Raw genomic sequence first — 20,345 nt, forward strand, 5'->3', positions numbered from 1 at the left:
GCCGAGACGGGTGGAGGCCGCCGATGTCTGACCAGGAGCCGATCAGGGTCCTGCTGGCCGACGACCACCCGGTCTACCGGGACGGGCTCGCGCTGCTGCTCGGCTCGATCCCCGGCATCGAGGTGGCCGGCACCGCCGCCGACGGCCCCGAGGCGGTCGAGCGCGCCGCCGACCTCCAGCCGGACGTGGTGGTGATGGACGTGCGCATGCCGGGGCTCGACGGCATCGAGGCCACCCGGCGCATCGTGGCCGACAGCCCGCACGTCGCCGTCGTCGTGCTGACCATGTCGGAGGAGGACGCCACGCTGTTCGCGGCGATGCGCGCGGGGGCACGCGGCTACCTGCTCAAGGGCGCCGGCCAGGGCGAGATCGTACGGGCGATCACCGCCGTGGCGCACGGCGAGGCGATCTTCGGCCCGGCGGTGGCGCTGCGGGTCGCCGAGTTCTTCCAGGGGGCCGCCTCGACGCCCGGCGACCCGGTCTTCCCGCAGCTCACGCCGCGCGAGCGGGAGATCCTCTCACTGGTGGCGGCGGGCCGTTCGAACGCGCAGATCGCCTCGGCCCTGTTCCTGTCGCCGAAGACCGTACGCAACAACGTCTCCAACATCTTCGCCAAGCTGCACGTCGCCGACCGCGCCGAGGCCATCGTCCGCGCCCGCGACGCCGGCCTCGGAAGGTGAGCCGTTCGGGGCCTGGGTACGTCATAGAGGGTATGAAGATCTGGCGAATCGTGCTGCTGCCCGCGCTCGCGCTGGCCGTCACGGCCTCCGCGCTGCCCGCCGAGGCGGTGACCACGCAGAAGAAGGTGCTGGTCGACCTGCGCGAGGAGGGCGGCTTCGCGGGGCTGCAGAACCGCGTGACGGTCTACACCGACGGCTGCGTGCGGCTCAGCCGCCGTACCGGGCCCGTGGTGGCCAAGTGCCTCACGGCCAAGGAGGAGCGCCAACTGCGCGGCTACCTCAAGGAACTGAAGATCGGCCGGTCCGAACGCCCGCCGCAGGGCGCGGACTTCCTCAGCTACACGCTGGCGTACAAGGGCCATCGCGCCACCCGCTACACGCTGCCCCGCACCTGGAAGCCGGTCGTGGCGCACCTGGACAAGGCCCTCGTCAAGTACTGGGCGCCGGACTGACCCGAAAGCCTCTCCATCAAGCGATTGACCAATAGGTGCGGGCGGAACTACGGTCGGTCGTATGAGACCTGCCGACGGCGGACAGCCGGCCGTGATCCTCAAGGCGGCCACGCAGCTGTTCGCCGCGCTCGGCTACGACGGCACCTCGACGCGCCAGATCGCCGACGCGGCGGGGATGAACATCGCCACCGTCAACTACCACGTGGGCGGCAAGCGGGAGCTGTACCTGGCCGTCATGGAACGGGCGCACCGGGCGGAGAAGGCGGCGCTGGACAAGGCGCTCGCCCGCCTGCCCGGTGGCGACCCGGTCGCCTCCATCCACGGCCTGGTGGACGACTACCTCGACTTCTGCGTGGACAACCCGGAGATCCCCGCGCTGTGGATGCACCGCTGGCTCTCCGACGCCGGGGACATCACCGAGCTGGAACGCCAGTACGTCCAGCCCCTGGTCTCCGCCGTGACCGGCGCGCTGCGCCCGGCGGTCGAGGCCGGGGTGATCGACGGCACGGTCGACCTGGAGTACGCCATGTGGACGGTCATCTGGTCGATCCACGGCTTCGCCAAGGGCGGCGTGCTCGACGCCGAGGGCTGCCGCCGGGGCGCGGGCGACCGGGCCGCGCTCCGCCGCTTCCGCGCCCACCTCCACCTCACCCTCCACCGCACCCTCGCCCTCCCCGGCGACCCGCGATGACGGCGACCGACGTCGGCCGGCTCGGGCGTGGCCGGCTGCTCGGCTACGGCGTCGGCTCGGTCGGCACCGGCGTGTTCTCCGCCGTCCCCGGCCTGCTGCTGCTCTACTACCTCACCGACATGCTCGGCGTGCCCGCCGCCGTCGCGGGCGCCGTGCTGGTCGCGCCGAAGATCTGGGACGTGCTGCTCAACCCGCTCGTCGGCGCCGCCAGCGACCGGGAAGCCGTGCGCACCGGCCGCCGGACGCGGCTGCTGGCGGTGGGCGCGGCCACGCTGCCGGTGGCGTTCGCGCTGATGTTCGCCGTGCCCGGCGGCGTCTCCGGCGGCATGGCGGGGGCGGTGTGGCCGGGCGTGGCGTTCCTGCTGGCCGCGACCGCGTTCGCGTGCTTCCAGGTGCCGTACGTGGCGCTGCCTGCGGAGATGTCGGCGAGCCCGGCCGAGCGGACCCGGGTCATGTCGTGGCGGGTGGTCTGCCTGACCGTCGGCATCCTGGTCGCGGGCGGCCTGGCCCCGGCCGTCGTGGACCTGGCGGGCGGCGGCCGGCCGGGGTACGCGGTCATGGGCGTCGCGATCGGCGCCGTCATGGCCGCCGCCCTCGTGGCCGCCACGCTGGGCACGCGGTGGGTGTCGTCGCGTCCCGGGCCCCGGCAGCTCGGCCCGGCGGCGGCCTTCCGCCTGGCCCGGGGCAACCGGCCGTTCTTCGCGCTGCTGGCGGCGTTCGTCACGCAGGCGCTCGGGGTGGCGGTGATGCTGGCGGGCGCGCCGTACGTGGCCTCGTACCGGCTGGGCGACTACGGGCTGACCTCGGTGATGTTCGTCTGCCTGGTGGGCCCGAGCATGCTCGCGGTGCCCGGCTGGGCCCGGCTGGCCCGTGTGTACGGGACCGTGCGCTGCTACCTGGTCGCCTCGGCCGGGTTCGCCGTCGTGGCGCTGGCCCTGGTCCCCGCCATCGCGGCAGGCAGCCTGGCCGCCACGCTCGCGCTGACGGCGCTGGCCGGGGTCTGCTACGCCGCGCTGCAACTCCTGCCGCTGTCGCTGCTGCCGGACACCGTGCACGCCGACGCCGCCCGTACCGGCCACGCGCAGGCCGGGGCGTTCACCGGGCTGTGGACGGCGGGCGAGACCGCCGGGCTCGCCCTCGGCCCTGGCCTGTTCGCGCTGGTCCTGGCCCTGTCGGGGTTCGTCTCCGCGCCCGTGGAGTCGCCCGTCGCCCAGCCGTCCGGCGCGCTGACGGGGCTGCTGCTCGGCTTCACCGCGCTGCCCGCCGTACTCATGCTGATCAGCCTGCCGTTCGTCGTCCGGTACGGACGGCTCGCCCTCGCCCCCGCGCTCGCCAAGGAGACCGTGTGACCCTCCCCCTGTCCGGAAGAACCACCGAGGACCTGCTGGCCGAGGTCGCCAGGATGAAACAGCACGACCTGCCGGTGCGGGGCGGGCAGGTGACCGCGTACGTGTACGACACCGGCCGGGCGGAGGTGCACGAGGCGGCGGCCCGCGCGTACTTCGAGATGCTGGAGGTCAACTGTCTGGACCCGACGGCGTTCCCCAGCATCGTCGAGATGGAGAAGCAGGTCGTGGGCGCGGTCGCCGAGCTGCTCGGCGGCGGCCACGGCATCTTCACCAGCGGCGGCACCGAGTCCATCATGCTGGCCGTCAAGGCCGCCCGGGACGCCGCCGGACGGGCCGCCCCCAACCTCGTGCTGCCGGTGACCGCACATCCGGCCTTCCACAAGGCGGCCCACTACCTGGGCCTGCGGGTCAAGGCCGTGCCGGTGGACCTGGAGACGTACAAGGTGCGGGTGGAGGACGTCGCGGCGGCGATCGACGAGGACACGGTCCTGGTGGTGGTCTCGGCGCCTTCGTACCCGCAGGGCGTGATCGACCCGGTCGCGGAGGTCGCCGCCGTGGCGGCCGAGGCGGGCGTGGCCTGCCACGTGGACGCGTGCGTGGGCGGCTGGCTGCTGCCGTGGCTGCGGGAGGCGGGGGCCGACGTGCCGCCGTTCGACCTGTCGGTACCGGGGGTCACGTCCCTCTCCTGCGACCTGCACAAGTTCGGCTACGCGCCGAAGGGCGCCTCGGTGGTGCTGTTCGCCGACCCGGCGACGCGGCGCAGGGCGTACTTCGCCTCGGCCGCCTGGCCCGGCTACACGATCATCAACGCCACCGTGCAGAGCTCCAGGTCGGCCGGGCCGCTCGGCGGCGCGTGGGCCACCCTCCAGGCGCTCGGCCGGGAGGGGTACGTCGAGCTCGGCCGCGCCACCCTCAAGGCGGCGGCCCGGCTGCGGGAGGGCATCGCCGCGATCCCCGGACTGCGCGTCCTGGGCGCGCCCGAGTCCTCACTGGTGGCCTTCGCCGGGGACGACCTCGACGTGTTCGTCCTGGCCGACGCGGCCCGCGAGCGCGGCTGGTTCCTGCAACCGCAGCTCTCGTACGCGGGCATCCCGGCGAACCTGCACGTCACGGTCACCGGCGTGACGCTGAACGGCGTGGAGGCGATGCTCAGGGTGATCGCCGACGCGGCGGAGGCGGCCCGGCGGCGCGGCCTGGCCGTCGTCCCGGACGGCCTGGTCGAGCTGATCGCCGGCCTGGACCTGGACGCCCTGGACGACGCGACGTTCGCCGAACTGGCCGCCTCGGTGGGCGTGGACCTGCGTCCGGGCGCGGGCCAGCCGGGCATGGCGACGGTCAACGCGGTCCTCGACGCCCTGCCCGCCGAGACCAGGGAAGCCCTCCTGCTCCGCTTCCTGTCGGTGATGTACGCCTGACCTGGATCAGGACAGGTCGAACTCCCCCTTGGCGGCCCCGTCGAGGAAGGCGAGCCATTCGTCCCGGGTGAAGGCCAGAGTGGGGCCTTCACCCCGGTCCTTGGTGTCCCGGATGAGAACGCTGTCATCCGCCCGCCGCATCACCTCGACACAACTCCCGCCGTTTCCCCCGGACGCCGTCGCCTTGACCCACACGCCCGTACGGAGACCGCTCACATCACTCATAGCTCTCCATCACCTCACGGATGATCTCGCGGCTCCTGTCCACGGGATACGCCATGCCGGACAGTGCCTCCCATCGCACGATAAGCGCTTGAACCGTCCTGGCGCGATTGGTCACCCGCCCCTCCTCGGCGCTTTCCAGGTAGGCGTGATCGGGGCCTCCCTCCAGGAGGGTGGCCACCTCGAAGGCTCCGAGACACCCCACGGTGAGCCCCGCCCTGAGAGGGATGATCCTGAGCGTGACGTAGGGCGGGTTGAGCACGTCGAGCAGCTTGGCAAGCTGTTCTCTCATCACTTCCGGGCCGCCGACCGGCCGATGCAGGACGCTCTCGTCCACGAGGGCCGAGTACATGGGCGGGGACGCGCGGCTGAAGACGGATTGCCGGTGCAGCCGGAACTGTACGGCCTCCTCGGCCTCCTGCTCCACGACCCCTGGCTCGCCCAGGAACACATGTCTGGCGTAGCTCTCCGTCTGGAGCAGGCCGGGGATCAGCAGGGGTTCGGACGTCCTGATGGTGTGGGCCGCCGCCTCGACCTTCGGCCACTCGCGGAACCAGCGCGGGCCCAGCGCGCCGTGGATCTGCGGCAGCAGCTCCGTCAACTGGCCCTTGAGGCCGAGGGCCTTCTCCACTTCGCGGGTGAAGTCCTCGCTCGGCTTGCGCAGGAGGCGTTCCACGTGCCCGACCGCGCTCTCGCTGTAGGCCAGCCGGTCCGCCAGACGCTCCTGGCTCAACCCGTGGTCCGTACGGAAGGCACGCAGGCGTCTGGCGTACTCGGCCCACGCCTCCGCTTCTTCTTCCTTCGGCATGTCACGCCCTTCCCACAAACGTTCACGCAGAGGCATGGCGTACTCACTGTAAGGAACTGTACGGCCGATTCCATGGGCTCGTCAGCCGAATCAAGCGCATCCTCAGAACCTGCGTACAAGCGGTCCCGGCCTGTACGCCCATCCCGGAGGTGATCATGTACAGTTCCCTGCATGCGGGCGTCAAGGTGTGGACGGTCGGCGAGCTCGAAGACCCGGCGACGCTGCCCCGGCTGGCGCGTACCGAGCTGACGGCGTGGCTGGGCGCGGATCACCGAGCCCTGGACGACCTGCGGCTGATCGCTTCGGAGCTGGTCGCGAACGCGTTGCAGCACGCGAAGGCACAGTGGGTGCGGCTGTCCCTCGCCCCGGAGGCGGGGTTCTGGCGGCCGGCCGTGGCCGACCCGGGCCGGAACGGGCTGGTTCCGCGCCCCCGCCTGCCACTGGACGCGGACGAGTCGGGACGCGGACTCCGGCTGGTGCACGAACTGACCAACGGGTTGTGGGGCACCTACCTGGACAGGGCCGGAGAGCGGATCGTGTGGGCGCTGGTTTCTCGGTAGGACCTAGTTTCGATACTCGGGTTGCGTAATTCGTCCGCCGCCAGTTACGCTACTCAGGTAGTGAAAAGGAGGCAGGCATGGTGGGACGGCCGCGCAGGAGTGACGTCGACGAGAGCGTGATCAAGGCCGCCACCGAGCTGCTGCTCACCCGCGGCTACGCCGGCCTGTCGCCCGACGAGGTCGCCGAGCGGGCCGGCATCGCCAAGACCACGCTCTACCGCCGCTGGCCGACCAAGGACCACCTGGCCCTGGCCGTCGTCAACCGGCTCCAGGACCATGACGAGATCACCGACACCGGCGACATCCGGCGCGACCTGCCCGCGTACCTGGAGAAGATCGCGGCCGGGCTCAACCGGATGCGTGCGGCGGGCCGCGCGCCCGGTGACGAGGACGCGTCGGCGGGCACGGTGGCCGAGCTCGTGGCCGCCGCCGCCCGCCACCCGGACGTCGGCGAGCTGGAACGCCAGATGTACGCCCGCCGCAACACCCTGGCCCGCGCCCTGCTCGAAAAGGCCAGGGACCGCGGCCAGCTACGCGCCGACCTCGACGTCGAGGCCCTGTTCGACCAGCTCGCCGGGGCCCTGTACTACCGCGTCCTGATCACCGGCCTGCCCGTCGACCGCGCCTACGCCGAACGCCTCGTGGACACCGCCCTCCGCGGCGCCACCCCTGAGAACGGATAACACCATGTCGCTCATCGACCCCCGCACCACCGCCGTCATCCGCTCCGTCGACGCCGAGATCATCGGCGGCCCGCCCAGTACGGGCCGCATGCTCCTCGACTCCAGCGCCACCGGCGGCGCCCTGAGCACCATGCGCATCACGCTCGGCGAGGGCGCCGACGGCGCGGTCCCGCACACGCACACCACCGCCTCCGAGATGTTCTACGTCCTGGACGGCCGGGTGCAGGTGCTGTCCGGCGACGAGGTGATCATCCTGGAGCAGGGCGACGTGGCCGTCGTGCCGCCGGACGTCGCCCACGCCTTCGGCGCGGCCCCCGGCGCCGAGGCGGACCTGCTGATCGTCATCACGCCGGGCGTCGAGCGGTTCGAGTACTTCCGCCTGCTGGCCCGGCTGAAGACCGGCGAGGCCACGCTCGAAGAGCTGCTGGCCTCGCAGGACCGCTTCGACAACCACTTCCTCGACAGCCCGGCGTGGACGAAGGCCCGCTCCTGAGGGTCAGACCTTCGTGATCCGGACGGCGTCGGCGATCACGTAGCCGGTCGCCGAGGTCCACCGGCTCACCCCGACCACGTTGTACGTCCCGGCCGCCAGCGTGTACGTCCCCAGCACCCGCCACGCCCCGCCGCCGGTGCGCTGGTCCACATTCACGGTCTGGTTGCCGCCCGAGGCCGCCACGATGTGCGGCGCGGAGCCGTTGTACCCCGCGTTGGCCGGATACCAGACCTCCACCCGGTAGCTGCCCGCGCTCGGGATCGACGCCCGGAACCAGGCCGGATCGCTGGCCGCGACCGGGTCGGCGAAGCGGTAGTCGGCGCCGTGCGCCTGCGTGGAGTAGGACGAGGTGCCCCAGGACGCGGAGGCCGTGAAGCCCGCGTCGGCGTTGTCGATCACGACGCTGAAGCCGCCCGTGCCGCCCGTCGCCCGGCCCGCGCTCGGCGCGCTCTCCTGGTGGGTCCTGCTCAGCGCGGTCACGTAGTAGGTGGACGCGCCGCCGCCGGGGTCGGTGTAGGACGTCTGCCTGGTGGTGGCGATCAGGTTGCGGGCGTCGGCGAAGAAGCACGGATCGGCCGAGGGCGGCGCGCCGGCCACGCGGTAGACCGCGTACGCCGTGCCGGAGCCGGTCCAGGCGAGCTGGACGCCGTTCGAGCCCGCGGTGGCCGAGGTGATCGTGGGCGCGGCGGGCGCGGCCCCGGAGCCACGGGCGGGGAGCAGGGCGGGCTTGGCGTAGTGGTCGGTGACGAGCTTGGTGATCGCCCCGATCCGGTCGGCCTTGACGTCCTTGGCGCTGAAGTAGACGTCACCGGCGATCTCAGAATGTTTCCTGTTGTCGTACAGGTGGTCGCTCAGCTCGGCCGGGTCCTGCCAGGCGGCCTCCTGCCCCGAGGCGCCGGCCCGGTACGCGGCCTGCCCCACGACGAGCTGCACGCCGGTGCCGCGCACGACGTCCGACCACCACGCGGTCAGCACCTCATAGGCGGCCGTGGAGAAGCCGATATGCCAGTAGATCTGCGGCGCCAGGTAGTCGATCCAGCCCTGCTTGACCCATTGGCGGCTGTCGGCGTAGATCGCGTCGTACGACTGGAGACCCGACGTACGCGAGCCGAGCGGGTCGGTCGAGGAGTTGCGCCAGATCCCGAACGGGCTGATCCCGAACGACACCCACGACTTGGCGGTGTGGATGCGCTGGCCGAGCTCGCGGACGAGCAGGTTGACGTTGTCGCGCCGCCAGTCGGCGATGTTCGGGAACGCGCCGCCGTACTGGGCGTAGGCGGCCGAGTCGGGGATGGCCTGGCCGCTGACCGGATAGGGGTAGAAGTAGTCGTCGAGGTGCACGCCGTCCACGTCGTAGCGGGTGACGGCGTCCATGATCGCGTCCTCGATGAAGTCGCGTACCGCCGGGATGCCGGGGTTGTAGTAGAGCTTGCCGCCGTAGGCGAAACGCCAGTCGGGGTGCTGCCGCGCGGGGTGCGTGGAGATCAGCTTGGACGGGTCGTCGTTGTTGGCCACCCGGTACGGGTTGAACCAGGCGTGAAACTCCAGGTTCCGCGCGTGGGCCTCGCTGACCATGAACGCCAGCGGGTCGTAGCCGGGGTTCGTCCCCTGGGTGCCGGTCAGCCATTGCGACCACGGCTCGTACGGGGAGGGCCAGAACGCGTCCGCCGTGGGCCTGACCTGCACGATCACGGCGTTCATGCGCTTGGCGACGGCCAGGTCGAGCCAGGCCCGGAACTCGGCCTGCTGGGCGGAGACGCTGAGCCCGGTACGGCTCGGCCAGTCGATGTTGGCGACCGACGAGATCCACATGGCCCGGAGCTGCCGCTTGGGCGTCGCGGGATCGGTCGCGCAGGCGGCTGCGGAGGCGACTGCGGAGTCGGAGGTGGGGGCTGCGGAGGCGGGGGCGGGAGCCACGGCGGCGACGACGGCGGCGGCGGTGAGCGCCGCCAGGACGGTACGCAGGAGCGCGGTCACGAAAGGAAGTTTCAGTCCCCCGACCGCAGAGCGCAATAGTTTTCAGGGGCCCAACTTTCACGCCACCCCTTGGACGGCGGGCGGAAAGTTTCACCTAACACGTCTGTAATGTCAATTATCGACATTGTGTCAGAGGTGACGTACGTTGGGCCGCATTCGGCGGCCAAACGCGGGCCGCGGCTCCGCGCCCGCGTTCCATCCGTCACCCCCCAACGAGGAGCACCCCCATGATTCTCGCCCGCACGCGATTAGCTGCCCTCGCCACCTCCGCCCTCACCGTCGCACTGATCGCCGCGGGCCAGCCCGCCGCCCAGGCCGCCAGGGAGCCCGCGCTGCCGGCGGCGTTCGCCAAGGCCGCCTCGGCCAGCGACGTCCCCCGCGACCTGCTGGTCGCGCTCGCCTACGCCGAGACCCACCTCGACGACCACCAGGGCAAGCCCAGCGCCAGCGGCGGCTACGGCCTGATGCATCTGGTCAGCAACCCCACGGCGCACGCGCTGGAGAAGGCCGCCGAGCTCACCAGCCTGCCGGTCGAGAAGCTGCGCTCCGACAACGAGTCCAACATCCTCGGCGGCGCCGCCGTCCTCCGCTCCTACGCCGACGAGCTCGGCCTGGACGACGCCGCCCGCAAGGACGCCGGCCGCTGGTACCAGGCCGTCGCCAAGTACGGCAACGCCTCCTCGCCGGAGACCGCCCGCCTGTACGCCGACGCGGTCTACGAGCAGCTCGGCCTGGGCATCAAGGCCAGGGGCGTGACCGTCAAGCCCCAGGAGGTCACCGCCGACCGCGGCGAGTACGCCAACACCCGCGACCTGAACGCCCGCTCCGACGTAGGCGTGCTCAGCACCGACTACGGCCCGGCCGCCTGGGTCGCGGCCAGCTCCAGCAACTACACCGCCTCAAGCCGGCCGTCGAGCTACGCCATCGACCGCGTGGTCATCCACGTGACGCAGGGCTCGTACGCCGGGACGATCTCCTGGTTCCAGAACTCCGCCGCGCAGGTCTCGGCGCACTACGTCGTCAAGTCCTCCAACGGCGCCATCACCCAGATGGTGCGCGAGAAGGACGTCGCCTGGCACGCCGGCAACTGGACGTACAACACCAGGTCGATCGGCATCGAGCACGAGGGCTACGTCAGCGAGGCCTCGTGGTTCACCGACGCCATGTACCGCGCGTCGGCGGCCCTGACCAAGGCCATCTGCGACAAGTACGGCATCCCGAAGGACCGCGCCCACATCATCGGGCACAACGAGGTTCCCGGCGCCGACCACACCGACCCGGGGTCGTACTGGAACTGGACCACGTACATGAACTACGTGACCGGCGGCGGCACGCCCTCGTGGTCCACCACGGTGGACAACGCCACCTCCGGCAAGTTCACCGCCAGCGCCAACTGGGGCACCTCCGCCTACTCCGCCCAGCGTTACGGCGCCGACTACCGCTTCGCCGACCCGGTCGCCTCCAGCGACCCGGCCTGGTACCAGGCCGCGATCCCCAGCGCGGGCACGTACAAGGTGGAGGTCTGGTATCCGTCCGATCCCGGTTACAACAGCTCGGCGCCGTACATCGTGGCGGCCTCGGGCGGTAACCAGACCGTCTACGTCGACCAGCGTTCCGGCGGCGGAGGCTGGCGCAGCATCGGCACCTTCTCACTGAACGCCGGCACCTACAACGTCGTCGGCATCAGCCGGTGGACCGCCGGCACGGGTCTCGTCATCGCCGACGCGGTCCGGATCAGCAAGGTCTGACCCCCCCGAACCCGCGAAGCCGGCTCACACCCTCTCCCCCGGGGGGTGTGAGCCATTTCACTTTGCCAATCATGTAATCGATTTCATGAGCTGCCGTGTAATCGATTACACGGAGGAACGATGGCAAGGATCAAGGATGTCGCCGCGCAGGCCGGTGTCTCCGTCGCCACGGTCTCCCGCGTGCTCAACGACAACCCCTCGGTCAACGAGGAGACCCGGCGCCGAGTTTACGACGCGATGAACGCGCTCAACTACGTGCCCAACGCCGTCGCCCGCTCCCTGCGCACGACCGCGACCAGGACGATCGGCCTGATCATCGGCGACGTCCTGAACCCGTTCTTCACCGAGCTGGCCAGAAGCGTCGAGGACGAGGCCAGGCGCGAGGGCTTCACGGTCGTCATGGGCAACGCCGACGAACGCGCCGACCAGCAGGACCACTACGTGCGCACGCTGCTGGAGCAGCGCGTGGACGGGCTGCTGATCTGCCCGACCGCCGAGGTCACGCCGCTGGTGCAGCAGCTCGCCGAGGCCGGCCGGCCGGTGGTCTTCCTCGACCGCACGATCGCCGGGCTCGACGTGCCCTCCGTGCGCTCCGACGGCGCCGCCGCCATCGCCGAGCTGGTCCGCCACCTGCGTGAGCAGGGCCACCGCCGGATCGCCCTGGCCTCCGGCCCGGCCACCCTGTCCACCGGACGCGAGCGCACGGACGCCTTCGCCACCGCGATGGCCGCCGAGGGCCTGGAGGTGCGCCCCGAGTACGTGCGCCCCGGCGACTTCCGCGAGGGCAGCGGCCGGCGCATCACCGCCGAGCTGCTCGACCTGCCCGAGCCGCCCGAGGCCATCTTCTTCGGTGACAACCTGATGACGCTGGGCGGGCTGGAGGAGATCCAGGCCAGGGGCCTGCGCATCCCCGCCGACGTCGCCGTCGCCTCCTTCGACGACGTGACCTGGTTCAAGCACACCGCCCCGCCGATCACCGCCATCGCCCAGCCGACCGCCGAGATGGGGCGCCTGGCCGTGCGGCTCGTGATCGGCCGGATCCAGAGCGGGCAGGCGGCCGACTCGCACGTCCTGCCTGCTCACCTGGTGATTCGCCGATCTTGTGAGCGGAAAGGGATCATGGAGTGAGCGCGGAGATACTCAAGGCCGAGGGCCTGCGCAAGGTCTTCCCCGGTGTCGTGGCACTCGACGGCGTCGATCTCAGCCTGCGCGCCGGCGAGGTGCACGTCCTGCTCGGCGAGAACGGCGCGGGCAAGAGCACGCTGATCAAGATCCTGTCGGGCGCGTACCGGCCGGACGGCGGGCACGTCACCGTCGACGGGCAGCCGGTGGACATCCGGTCGGCGGGCGACGCCCAGCGGCTCGGCATCGCCACCATCTACCAGGAGTTCAACCTGGTCCCCCAGCTCACCGTCGCGGAGAACCTGGCGCTCGGCCGCCCGCCGCGCCGCTTCGGGCTGGTGGACAAGAAGCGCATGGAACGGCAGGCCAAGGCGCTGCTCGACCGCGTCGGCGTGGACGTCGACCCGGCGACCCCGATCTCCCGGCTCGGCATCGCCCGGATGCAGATGGTGGAGATCGCCAAGGCGCTCGCGCTCGACGCCCGCGTGCTCATCATGGACGAGCCCACCGCCGTGCTCACCTCCGGCGAGGTCGCCAAGCTGTTCACGATCGTCCGCCAGCTCCGCGACGAGGGCGTGTCGATCGTGTTCATCACCCACCACCTGGAGGAGATCGCCGAGATCGGCGACCGGGTGACCGTGCTGCGCGACGGCAGGTCGGTCACCGAGATCCCGGCCGACACCCCGCAGGACGAGCTGGTCAGGCTCATGGTGGGCCGCCCGATCGACCAGCAGTTCCCGCGCCAGGCCGCCGAACGCGGCGAGGCGCTGCTCAAGGTCTCCGGCCTCGGCCGCAGGGGCGTCTTCGACGACGTGTCGTTCGAGGTGCGCGCGGGTGAGGTGGTCGGGGTCGCCGGGCTGGTGGGCGCCGGCCGCACCGAGGTCGCGCGGGCCGTCTTCGGCGCCGACCGCTACGACGCCGGCGAGGTGGTCGTGCGCGGCAGGCGCCTGGCGCCCGGCGACGTGCACGCCGCCATGGAGGCCGGGCTCGGGCTGGTCCCCGAGGACCGCAAGGGCCAGGGCCTGGTGCTCGGCGCGGACGTGGCCGAGAACCTGGGCCTGGTCACCATGCGCGCCGCCACCCGCGCCGGCTTCGTCGACCGCGCCGGCCAGCGCGAGGCCGCCGGGAAGGTGGCCGAGCAGCTCGGCATCCGGATGACCGGCCTGGACCAGGAGGTCCGCACGCTGTCCGGCGGCAACCAGCAGAAGGTCGTCATCGGCAAGTGGCTGGTCGCCGACGCGGGCGTGCTCATCCTCGACGAGCCGACCCGCGGCATCGACGTCGGGGCCAAGGTCGAGATCTACCAGCTCATCAACGCGCTCACCGCCTCCGGGCACGCCGTGCTCATGATCTCCAGCGATCTGCCGGAGGTGCTCGGCATGAGCGACCGCATTCTGGTCATGGCCCGCGGCAGGCTCGTCGGCGAGCTGCCCGCGACCGGGACCACGCAAGACGACGTCATGGCCCTCGCGGTCACGGATGTGGAGGGTCCCCGTGCCAAGTAGCACCGTTCCGAACAAGCTCACCGGCCGCCGGTCGCCCGCCGCGGCCTGGTTCGCCGAGAACGGCGCGCTCGCCGCGCTCGTCGTGCTGGTCGTGGCGCTGTCGTTGTTGTCGTCCGACTTCCTCAGCGTGACGAACCTGCTCAACGTCGGCGTCCAGGCGGCCGTGACCGCGATCCTGGCCTTCGGCGCCACGTTCGTGATCGTCACCGGCGGCATCGACCTGTCCGTCGGCTCGGTCGCCGCGCTGTCGGCGATCGTGCTGGCCTGGACGGCCACCAGCGCCGGGCTGCCGTGGCCGGTCGCCGTGGTGGTCTCGCTGGCCGTCGGCGTCGTGTGCGGCCTGGTCAACGCGGCCCTGATCGCGTACGGGAAGCTGCCGCCGTTCATCGCCACGCTGGCCATGCTCGGCATCGCCCGCGGCCTGGCCCTGGTCATCTCGCAGGGCAGCCCGATCGCGATGCCCGACTCGGTCTCGCACCTGGGCGACACCCTCGGCGACTACCTGCCGATCCCGGTGCTGGTGATGCTGGTCATGGGCGTGATCGCGGCCGTGGTGCTCAACCGCACGTACCCCGGCCGGGCCATGTACGCCATCGGCGGCAACGAGGAGGCCGCCCGGCTGTCCGGCATCAAGGTCAACCGGCAGAAGCTCATCACGTACGCGCTGTCCGGCGTCTTCGCGGCGGTGGCCGGGATCGTCCTGGCCAGCCGCCTGGCCTCGGCCCAGCCGCAGGCCGCGGCGGGATACGAACTGGACGCGATCGCGGCCGTCGTCATCGGCGGCGCGAGCCTGTCCGGCGGCAAGGGCAGGGCGCTCGGCACCTTCGTCGGCGCGCTCATCCTCGCCGTGCTGCGCAACGGGTTGAACCTGCTGTCCGTCTCGGCGTTCTGGCAGCAGGTCGTGATCGGCGTGGTGATCGCGCTCGCGGTCCTCGTCGACACCCTGCGGCGCAGGGGAACGAACTAGGAAAAGGAAGTAAAGATCATGCGGATTCCCGCGATTGTCATGGCCGGCGCCGCGCTCACGCTCGGCCTGGCCGCCTGCGGCTCCTCCGGCGACGGCGGCTCCGGAGGCACGTCCTCGGGGGGCGGGGACATCAAGATCGGCATGTCGGTGTCGACCCTGAACAACCCCTACTTCGTGCAGCTGCGCAGCGGCGCGGAGGCGGAGGCCAGGAAGGAGGGCGTCACGCTGACCGTCACCGACGCCCAGAACGACGCCTCCCAGCAGGTGAACCAGGTCCAGAACTTCACCAGCCAGAACATGAAGGCGATCATCGTCAACCCGGTCGACTCCGACGCGGCGGCCCCGGCGGTCAAGGCGGCGGACCGGGTCAAGATCCCGGTGATCGCGGCCGACCGCGGCGTCAACGGCGCCGAGGTGGCCCAGACGGTGGCCTCCGACAACGTGGCCGGCGGCAAGCTGGCCGCCCAGGAGCTGGCCAAGCAGCTCGGCGAGAAGGGCAGCGTGGTCGTGCTGCAGGGCACGGCGGGCACGTCCGCCTCGCGCGACCGGGGCCAGGGCTTCGCCGACGGCATCGCCGCGTACCCGAACATCAAGGTCGTCGCCAAGCAGCCGGCCGACTTCGACCGCACCAAGGGCCTGGACGTCATGACCAACATGCTCCAGTCGAACCCCGGCATCACCGGCGTCTTCGCCGAGAACGACGAGATGGCGCTCGGCGCGATCAAGGCCCTGGGCGCCAAGGCGGGCCAGCAGGTCAAGGTCGTCGGCTTCGACGGCACCCCCGACGGCCTGAAGGCCGTGCAGGCGGGCACGCTGGCCGCCAGCGTCGCCCAGCAGCCGTCGCTGCTCGGCCAGCAGGCGGTGCAGGCCGCGGTCAAGGCCGCCAAGGGCGAGACCATCGAGAAGACGGTGGCCGTGCCCGTCAAGGTGGCGACCAAGGAGAACGTCGCGGACTTCCAGTGAAGCGCGCGGGGATACTGAACGCCGAGCTGGCGGGGGCCATGGCCCGGCTCGGCCACACCGACCAGGTGCTGGTCTGTGACAGCGGGATGCCCGTGCCGCCCGGCGTCCGGGTCGTCGACCTGGCGTTCCTGCCGGGCATCCCGGCCTTCGCCGACGTGCTCGACGGGCTGCTGGCCGAGCTCGTCGTCGAGGGGGCCACGGCGGCCGAGGAGGTGCGCGCGGGCAACCCGGGCTGCGCCGAGCTGCTCTCGGCCCGGCTGCCGGGGCTGGCGTACGTGCCGCACGAGGAGCTGAAGCTGCTGTCGGCGGGGGTGCGGCTGGCCGTCCGTACCGGGGAGGCCACGCCGTACTCGAACGTGATCCTGCGGTGCGGGGTGGCGTTCTAGGGACGCCTGCCCCGGGGCGCTGGGAAGCGGGCGGAGGAAGATCTACTCTGGCGTCGAGGGAGGCGCCATGACCCACGAGGCAGCAGAGCCGGACCCCGCCCAACTCCGTCGCGTCGCCATGGCGAGCGCGGTCGGCACCACGATCGAGTGGTACGACTACTTCATCTACTCCACGGCCGCCGCGCTGGTCTTCGGCTCCCAGTTCTTCTCACCGCTCTCGCCCGCCTCGGGCACGCTGGCCGCGTTCGCCACGCTCGGCGTCGGGTTCCTGGCCCGGCCCGTGGGCGGCCTGGTGTGGGGCCACTTCGGCGACCGGCTCGGGCGCAAGGCGATGCTGATCGCGTCCCTGCTGCTGATGGGCGCGGCCACGGTCGGCGTCGGGCTGCTGCCCACCTACGACCAGATCGGGGTGCTGGCCCCGATCCTGCTCCTGGCCCTGCGGTTGCTCCAGGGGCTCAGCGCCGGCGGTGAGTGGGGCGGCGCGGCTCTGCTCGCCGTCGAGCACGCCCCGCCCGGCCGGCGGGGCCGCTACGGGCTGTACTCCCAGGTGGGCGTGCCCGCCGGGCTGATCCTGGCGCAACTGGTGTACGTCGCGGTGACGGCCAGGCTGTCGGAGGCGCAGTTCACGAGCTGGGGCTGGCGGCTGCCGTTCCTGTTCAGCATCGTGCTGGTCGGGGTCGGGCTGTTCATCAGGCTGCGGGTGGCCGAGACGCCGGTGTTCCGGGCGCTGGCCGCCGAGCAGGCCCGCAGCAGGCGGCCCGTCCTCGACGTCTTCCGCGAGCGGCCGCGGGCACTGCTGATCGCCTCGGCCAGCTTCATCGCCAACACCGCGATCGGCTACGTGTTCCTCGCCTACCTCCTGTCCTACGGCACCCAGGTGCTGAAGGTCGGCAGGAACGTCATGCTGGTCGTGGTGATCATCGGCAGCCTGACCTGGCTGGCCGGGATCGTGGCCTCGGCGATCTGGTCCGACCGGATCGGCCGCAAGCCGGTCTACCTGGCCGGATCTGTGCTCCTCGTGGTCTGGGCCGTGCCGTTCTTCCTGCTGGTGGACACCAAGGTCGCCGCGCTGATGGTGGTCGCCGTGGTGGTGCTCAACGTGGGGCTCGCCGCGACGTACGGGCCCCAGTCGGCGTTGTTCGCCGAGATGTTCGAGGCCCGCTACCGCTACAGCGGGGTCTCCTTCTCGTACGCGGTCGGCGCGCTGCTCGGCGGCGGGTTCGCCCCGCTGGTCGCGACGGCGCTGCATGATGCGACCGGCACGTCGTTGTCGGTGTCGGCGTACATGGCCGGGGTCGGGCTGATCAGCCTGGTGGCGGTGCTGGCCATGAAGGAGACCCGTACGCCGCGGGCGGCCGGCTGAGTCAGGCCGTGGCGCCGCCGTCGATCACGTGGTCCTGGCCGACGACGAAGCTGGACTCCGGCGAGGACAGCCACAGCGCGGCCGCGGCGATCTCCTCAGGGGTGGCGACGCGGCCGATCGGCAGGGCGTCGCGCATGCGCTCGTCGCGCTCGGCGCGCGTCTCGCCGGGCCGCATGGACATGGGCGAGTCGATCGGGCCGGGGCTGACGGCGTTGACGCGGACGCCGTCGGCGATGTGGTCGCGGGCGGCGGTGCGGGTCAGGTGGCTCACCGCGGCCTTCGAGGCGGCGTAGGCGGCGGCCCCGGGCAGGCGCCAGTGGGCGCCCAGGTTGCTGGCCACGTTGACGATCGTCCCGCCGCCGTGTTCGCGCATGTACGCGATCTCGTGCTTCATCGACAGGAACACGCCCTTGAGGTTCACCGCGAGCACGGTGTCCCAGGTGTCCTCATCGTAGTCGGCCACCGGGGCCAGCATGCCGAAGACGCCTGCGGCGTTGAGCGCCATGTCGAGCCCCCCGTAGCGGGTGACGGCGGCCTCCACCATGGCGGCGACGGAGGCCGAGTCGGTCACGTCCACGGTGAAGCCGGCGGCCCGCCCGCCCTCGGCCTCGATCTCCTTGACCACCTCGCCGAGCCGTCCGGTGTCCCGCCCGGCGGCCAGCACGGACGCGCCCTTCCTGGCGTACGCCAGCGCGGCGGCCCGCCCCACGACCCCGGTGGCCCCGGTGACCACCACGACTTTTCCTTCAAACACCAAGAACTCCTAGAACGATCGGTCTCAAATCTGGACGGCCACCATGGCCTGCTCGACCGCGTCGCGCAGGCGGCGCGGGTCGGGATCGGCGCGCCCGAGCACGCGCAGCCCCTGCAGCAGCACGAGCAGGAACCTGGCCAGCGCGTAGGGGTCCTTCGACTCCGGGATCTCCCCCTGGGCGCGGGCGCGGACCAGCGCGGCGGCCAGCGCCGTCTCCAGCTCGGCCCAGCTCGCCGTCACCCGGCGCGACAGCTCGGCGTCCCGCGAGGCGAACTCCACGGCCGTGTTGACGACCATGCAGCCGCGCCGCAGCTCGTCGGCGAGGATCTCGGCCACGTACGCGTCAAGGAAGGCGCGTACGGCCGGCACCGCGGGCCCCGGCTGGGCCAGCGGCTCGACCACGTTGCGCCGGGCCAGGTAGCGCTCCAGCGCCTTGACGTAGAGCTCCCGCTTGCCGCCGAAGGTGCCGTAGATGCTGGCCCGCGCCAGCCCCAGCCGCTCCACCAGGTCGGCCATCGAGGTCGCCTCGTAACCGCGCTCCCAGAACAGGTCGAGCGCCCGGTCGAGCGCGACCTCGGGATCGAACTCCTTGCTCCGTGCCACGAGGTGAAGCTACCACATTCAAGAACGAGCGGTCTAATTTGTTCGGCGTCTACGCACCTGGCTCACGGAACTCCGGGGCCTGGCCGTCGTCCGGCCGGTCCAGGTTCGGGTTGAGGGATTCGAGCGGCGTGTCGTCCGCGACGGCCCGCTCGGCGGCGGCGCTCTCCTCCACCGGCCGCTGCCGCGGGATGCTCAGCAGGCCGAGGCTGTCCTGCTCGCCCCGCCGCCTGATGACGTCGTTGATCGCCTCGGCCATCTCCTCCCTGGAGTAGCTGCCCTCCGGCAGCTCGTTGAGATGGGCCAGCATGTCGGCGGGGATGCGCACGTGCGCGGAGACCCGCGCGTACACCTCGCGGACCGCCACCCGGTCCCGCCCCTGGAACGCCTCGTCCAGGGCCTCCTGGAGCTCGTCCAGCACAGCGTGATCAGCCATTTCCTTACCCCTTCAGTAGGTCTTCGGCCTGCTCGGTCACGTCGTCCACCGAGACGTCCGCGACCCACGTCCCGTCGTGCTCGCAGCGTTCGGCCTCCACGTCCACGCCGCTCGCGCCGCAGGACGGGCACCGGGTGGTCCAGGAGACCAGCGGCCGGTGCGCGGTCCTGGTGAGCGGCCCCGCGTTGATGAGGTTGCCGCACCAGTAGACGGCGACCGTGGGCGTGCCGACGGCCGCGGCCAGGTGGCGCGGGCCGGTGTCGTTGGCGATCACCAGGTCGCAGCGCTCGTACAGGGCGGCCAGGCCGCCGAGGGTCAGCGTGCCGACGACGGGGATCACCGGGTACCCGCGCCCGCGCATGGCCGCGATCGTCGCCTCCACCAGGTCCTTCTCGGCCGAGTTCCCGGTCACCGCGACGGGCCGGCCGAGCCGGTCGGCCACCTCGGCGAAGCGCTCGGCGGGCCAGCGCCGCCGCGGGTCCGTCGCCCCCGGATGCAGCGCGATCAGCCGGGACGGCGGCTCGCCGAACGACTCGGCCAGCTCCGCCCGGTCGCGGCCGGTGACGGGGACCTGCGCTTCGAGCCGCTCGGCGAGCCCGCCGACCAGCTCGGCCACCTGGAGGAAACGCAGCGTCTCGTGCTGGAAGTACGTGTAGGGCACCCACCGGTCCAGTTCCTCGGCGTCCGGGGAGCGCAGCCCGGCGGTCACCCGCGCCCCGAGCGACCGCAGGAACGGGTTGGTGAAGCGCCCGCCGCCGTGGATCTGCACCGCCAGGTCGAACGACCGCTCCCGCAGCTCGGCGCGGGTCTCGTCGGGCACCGGGTAACCGTGCTCCGGCGTCGAGACCCCCGAGATCGGCGGCAGCGCCACCACGTCGTCCACCGGGCCCGGCCGCCCGGACAGGAACTCGGCGTGCCACGGCGTGCCGAGCAGGGTGAGCCTGGCCTCGGGGTAGGCCCGCTTGATCGCGTCGATGGCCGGCAGCGCGACCAGGTAGTCGCCGATGGCGTTGGCCCGCAGGACGGCGACGCTCCGCACGTCCCCCACCAGGCCGGGCCGGGCCGTCATCGGGTCTCCGGCATGTAGTCGTAGCATTCCGCGCTCCTGTCCACAACGGTGGTCGGCAGCCCGCAGCCCAGCTCTCCCATGGCCGGCTGGTCCTTGGCCGGG

22 protein-coding genes are annotated in these 20,345 nt (G+C 71.9%); 15 read left to right on the forward strand and 7 right to left on the reverse strand.

Features of this window, described 5'->3' with window-relative positions:
- Positions 1-23: 23 nt before the first annotated feature.
- From ABZ815_RS42030 to ABZ815_RS42050, 5 genes are all read left to right on the forward strand, one after another.
- Complete coding sequence (locus ABZ815_RS42030) at positions 24-680, forward strand: response regulator transcription factor (RefSeq protein ID WP_357707043.1); 657 nt, start codon at positions 24-26, stop codon at positions 678-680.
- Between the two features lie 32 nt (positions 681-712).
- A complete protein-coding gene (locus tag ABZ815_RS42035) occupies positions 713-1,132 on the forward strand; it encodes a hypothetical protein (protein ID WP_357707044.1) in 420 nt (139 codons plus the stop codon).
- A gap of 61 nt (positions 1,133-1,193) precedes the next feature.
- On the forward strand, positions 1,194-1,823 hold the full coding sequence (locus ABZ815_RS42040; protein ID WP_357707045.1) for a TetR/AcrR family transcriptional regulator: 630 nt from the start codon (positions 1,194-1,196) through the stop codon (positions 1,821-1,823).
- Complete coding sequence (locus tag ABZ815_RS42045; protein WP_357707046.1) at positions 1,820-3,172, forward strand: MFS transporter; 1,353 nt, start codon at positions 1,820-1,822, stop codon at positions 3,170-3,172. The genes ABZ815_RS42040 and ABZ815_RS42045 overlap by 4 nt, the downstream gene beginning before the upstream one ends.
- Positions 3,169-4,587 carry an aspartate aminotransferase family protein gene (locus tag ABZ815_RS42050; protein ID WP_357707048.1) on the forward strand — a complete coding sequence of 473 codons (1,419 nt, stop codon included), beginning with the start codon at positions 3,169-3,171 and terminating at the stop codon, positions 4,585-4,587. Before ABZ815_RS42045 ends, ABZ815_RS42050 begins: the two co-directional genes overlap by 4 nt.
- A 6-nt stretch (positions 4,588-4,593) precedes the next feature.
- On the opposite strand, the gene ABZ815_RS42055 is transcribed toward ABZ815_RS42050, so the two are convergent.
- Positions 4,594-4,812, reverse strand: coding sequence for a DUF397 domain-containing protein (locus ABZ815_RS42055; protein WP_357707049.1), 219 nt, complete (start codon positions 4,810-4,812; stop codon positions 4,594-4,596).
- Positions 4,805-5,617, reverse strand: coding sequence for a helix-turn-helix transcriptional regulator (locus tag ABZ815_RS42060; protein WP_357707050.1), 813 nt, complete (start codon positions 5,615-5,617; stop codon positions 4,805-4,807). The genes ABZ815_RS42055 and ABZ815_RS42060 overlap by 8 nt, the downstream gene beginning before the upstream one ends.
- 155 nt (positions 5,618-5,772) lie before the next feature.
- On the opposite strand from ABZ815_RS42060, the gene ABZ815_RS42065 reads away from it, so the two are divergent.
- The 3 genes from ABZ815_RS42065 to ABZ815_RS42075 all read left to right on the forward strand — a co-directional run bounded on the left by ABZ815_RS42065 (position 5,773) and on the right by ABZ815_RS42075 (position 7,353).
- Complete coding sequence (locus tag ABZ815_RS42065) at positions 5,773-6,177, forward strand: ATP-binding protein (RefSeq protein WP_357707051.1); 405 nt, start codon at positions 5,773-5,775, stop codon at positions 6,175-6,177.
- 77 nt (positions 6,178-6,254) lie between these two features.
- Positions 6,255-6,860 (forward strand): TetR/AcrR family transcriptional regulator, encoded by a 606-nt coding sequence (locus ABZ815_RS42070; RefSeq protein ID WP_357707052.1) that lies wholly within the window; start codon positions 6,255-6,257, stop codon positions 6,858-6,860.
- 4 nt (positions 6,861-6,864) lie between these two features.
- Positions 6,865-7,353: a cupin domain-containing protein gene (locus ABZ815_RS42075; RefSeq protein WP_357707054.1), complete on the forward strand. Its 489-nt coding sequence runs from the start codon at positions 6,865-6,867 to the stop codon at positions 7,351-7,353.
- 3 nt (positions 7,354-7,356) lie between these two features.
- Here the strand turns inward: ABZ815_RS42075 and ABZ815_RS42080 are convergent, their stop codons facing one another.
- Positions 7,357-9,330: a family 10 glycosylhydrolase gene (locus ABZ815_RS42080; protein WP_357707055.1), complete on the reverse strand. Its 1,974-nt coding sequence runs from the start codon at positions 9,328-9,330 to the stop codon at positions 7,357-7,359.
- A 227-nt stretch (positions 9,331-9,557) separates the two neighbouring features.
- Here ABZ815_RS42080 and ABZ815_RS42085 point away from each other — a divergent pair, with 227 nt between their 5' ends.
- The 7 genes from ABZ815_RS42085 to ABZ815_RS42115 all read left to right on the forward strand — a co-directional run bounded on the left by ABZ815_RS42085 (position 9,558) and on the right by ABZ815_RS42115 (position 17,384).
- Entirely contained in the window at positions 9,558-11,078 is a 1,521-nt protein-coding gene (locus tag ABZ815_RS42085; protein WP_357707056.1) for an N-acetylmuramoyl-L-alanine amidase, read from the forward strand.
- Positions 11,079-11,198: 120 nt separating this feature from the next.
- On the forward strand, positions 11,199-12,206 hold the full coding sequence (locus ABZ815_RS42090; protein WP_357707058.1) for a LacI family DNA-binding transcriptional regulator: 1,008 nt from the start codon (positions 11,199-11,201) through the stop codon (positions 12,204-12,206).
- Positions 12,203-13,705 (forward strand): sugar ABC transporter ATP-binding protein, encoded by a 1,503-nt coding sequence (locus tag ABZ815_RS42095; RefSeq protein WP_357707060.1) that lies wholly within the window; start codon positions 12,203-12,205, stop codon positions 13,703-13,705. The genes ABZ815_RS42090 and ABZ815_RS42095 overlap by 4 nt, the downstream gene beginning before the upstream one ends.
- Positions 13,695-14,672: an ABC transporter permease gene (locus ABZ815_RS42100; RefSeq protein WP_352358766.1), complete on the forward strand. Its 978-nt coding sequence runs from the start codon at positions 13,695-13,697 to the stop codon at positions 14,670-14,672. The genes ABZ815_RS42095 and ABZ815_RS42100 overlap by 11 nt, the downstream gene beginning before the upstream one ends.
- Before the next feature lie 18 nt (positions 14,673-14,690).
- Positions 14,691-15,635, forward strand: a complete 945-nt coding sequence (locus ABZ815_RS42105) for a substrate-binding domain-containing protein (RefSeq protein ID WP_357707061.1) — start codon at positions 14,691-14,693, stop codon at positions 15,633-15,635.
- A complete protein-coding gene (gene rbsD, locus ABZ815_RS42110; RefSeq protein WP_357707062.1) occupies positions 15,632-16,021 on the forward strand; it encodes a D-ribose pyranase in 390 nt (129 codons plus the stop codon). Before ABZ815_RS42105 ends, rbsD begins: the two co-directional genes overlap by 4 nt.
- A gap of 67 nt (positions 16,022-16,088) precedes the next feature.
- The gene (locus ABZ815_RS42115) at positions 16,089-17,384 is read left to right on the forward strand and encodes an MFS transporter (RefSeq protein ID WP_357707063.1); all 1,296 of its coding nucleotides are present in this window, start codon (positions 16,089-16,091) and stop codon (positions 17,382-17,384) included.
- A 1-nt stretch (position 17,385) separates the two neighbouring features.
- Here the strand turns inward: ABZ815_RS42115 and ABZ815_RS42120 are convergent, their stop codons facing one another.
- Genes ABZ815_RS42120 through ABZ815_RS42135 form a run of 4 tightly spaced genes read right to left on the reverse strand, consistent with a single transcriptional unit; the run spans position 17,386 to position 20,270 of the window.
- On the reverse strand, positions 17,386-18,138 hold the full coding sequence (locus tag ABZ815_RS42120) for an SDR family oxidoreductase (protein WP_357707064.1): 753 nt from the start codon (positions 18,136-18,138) through the stop codon (positions 17,386-17,388).
- Positions 18,139-18,162: 24 nt separating this feature from the next.
- Positions 18,163-18,741 carry a helix-turn-helix domain-containing protein gene (locus ABZ815_RS42125; protein WP_357707065.1) on the reverse strand — a complete coding sequence of 193 codons (579 nt, stop codon included), beginning with the start codon at positions 18,739-18,741 and terminating at the stop codon, positions 18,163-18,165.
- A 49-nt stretch (positions 18,742-18,790) separates the two neighbouring features.
- On the reverse strand, positions 18,791-19,174 hold the full coding sequence (locus ABZ815_RS42130) for a hypothetical protein (protein ID WP_357707066.1): 384 nt from the start codon (positions 19,172-19,174) through the stop codon (positions 18,791-18,793).
- Between the two features lie 4 nt (positions 19,175-19,178).
- A complete protein-coding gene (locus ABZ815_RS42135; protein WP_357707067.1) occupies positions 19,179-20,270 on the reverse strand; it encodes a glycosyltransferase family 9 protein in 1,092 nt (363 codons plus the stop codon).
- Between the last annotated feature and the right edge of the window lie 75 nt (positions 20,271-20,345).

The sequence above is a fragment of the Nonomuraea sp. NPDC047529 genome (assembly GCF_040642995.1).
Lineage (GTDB): Bacteria > Actinomycetota > Actinomycetes > Streptosporangiales > Streptosporangiaceae > Nonomuraea.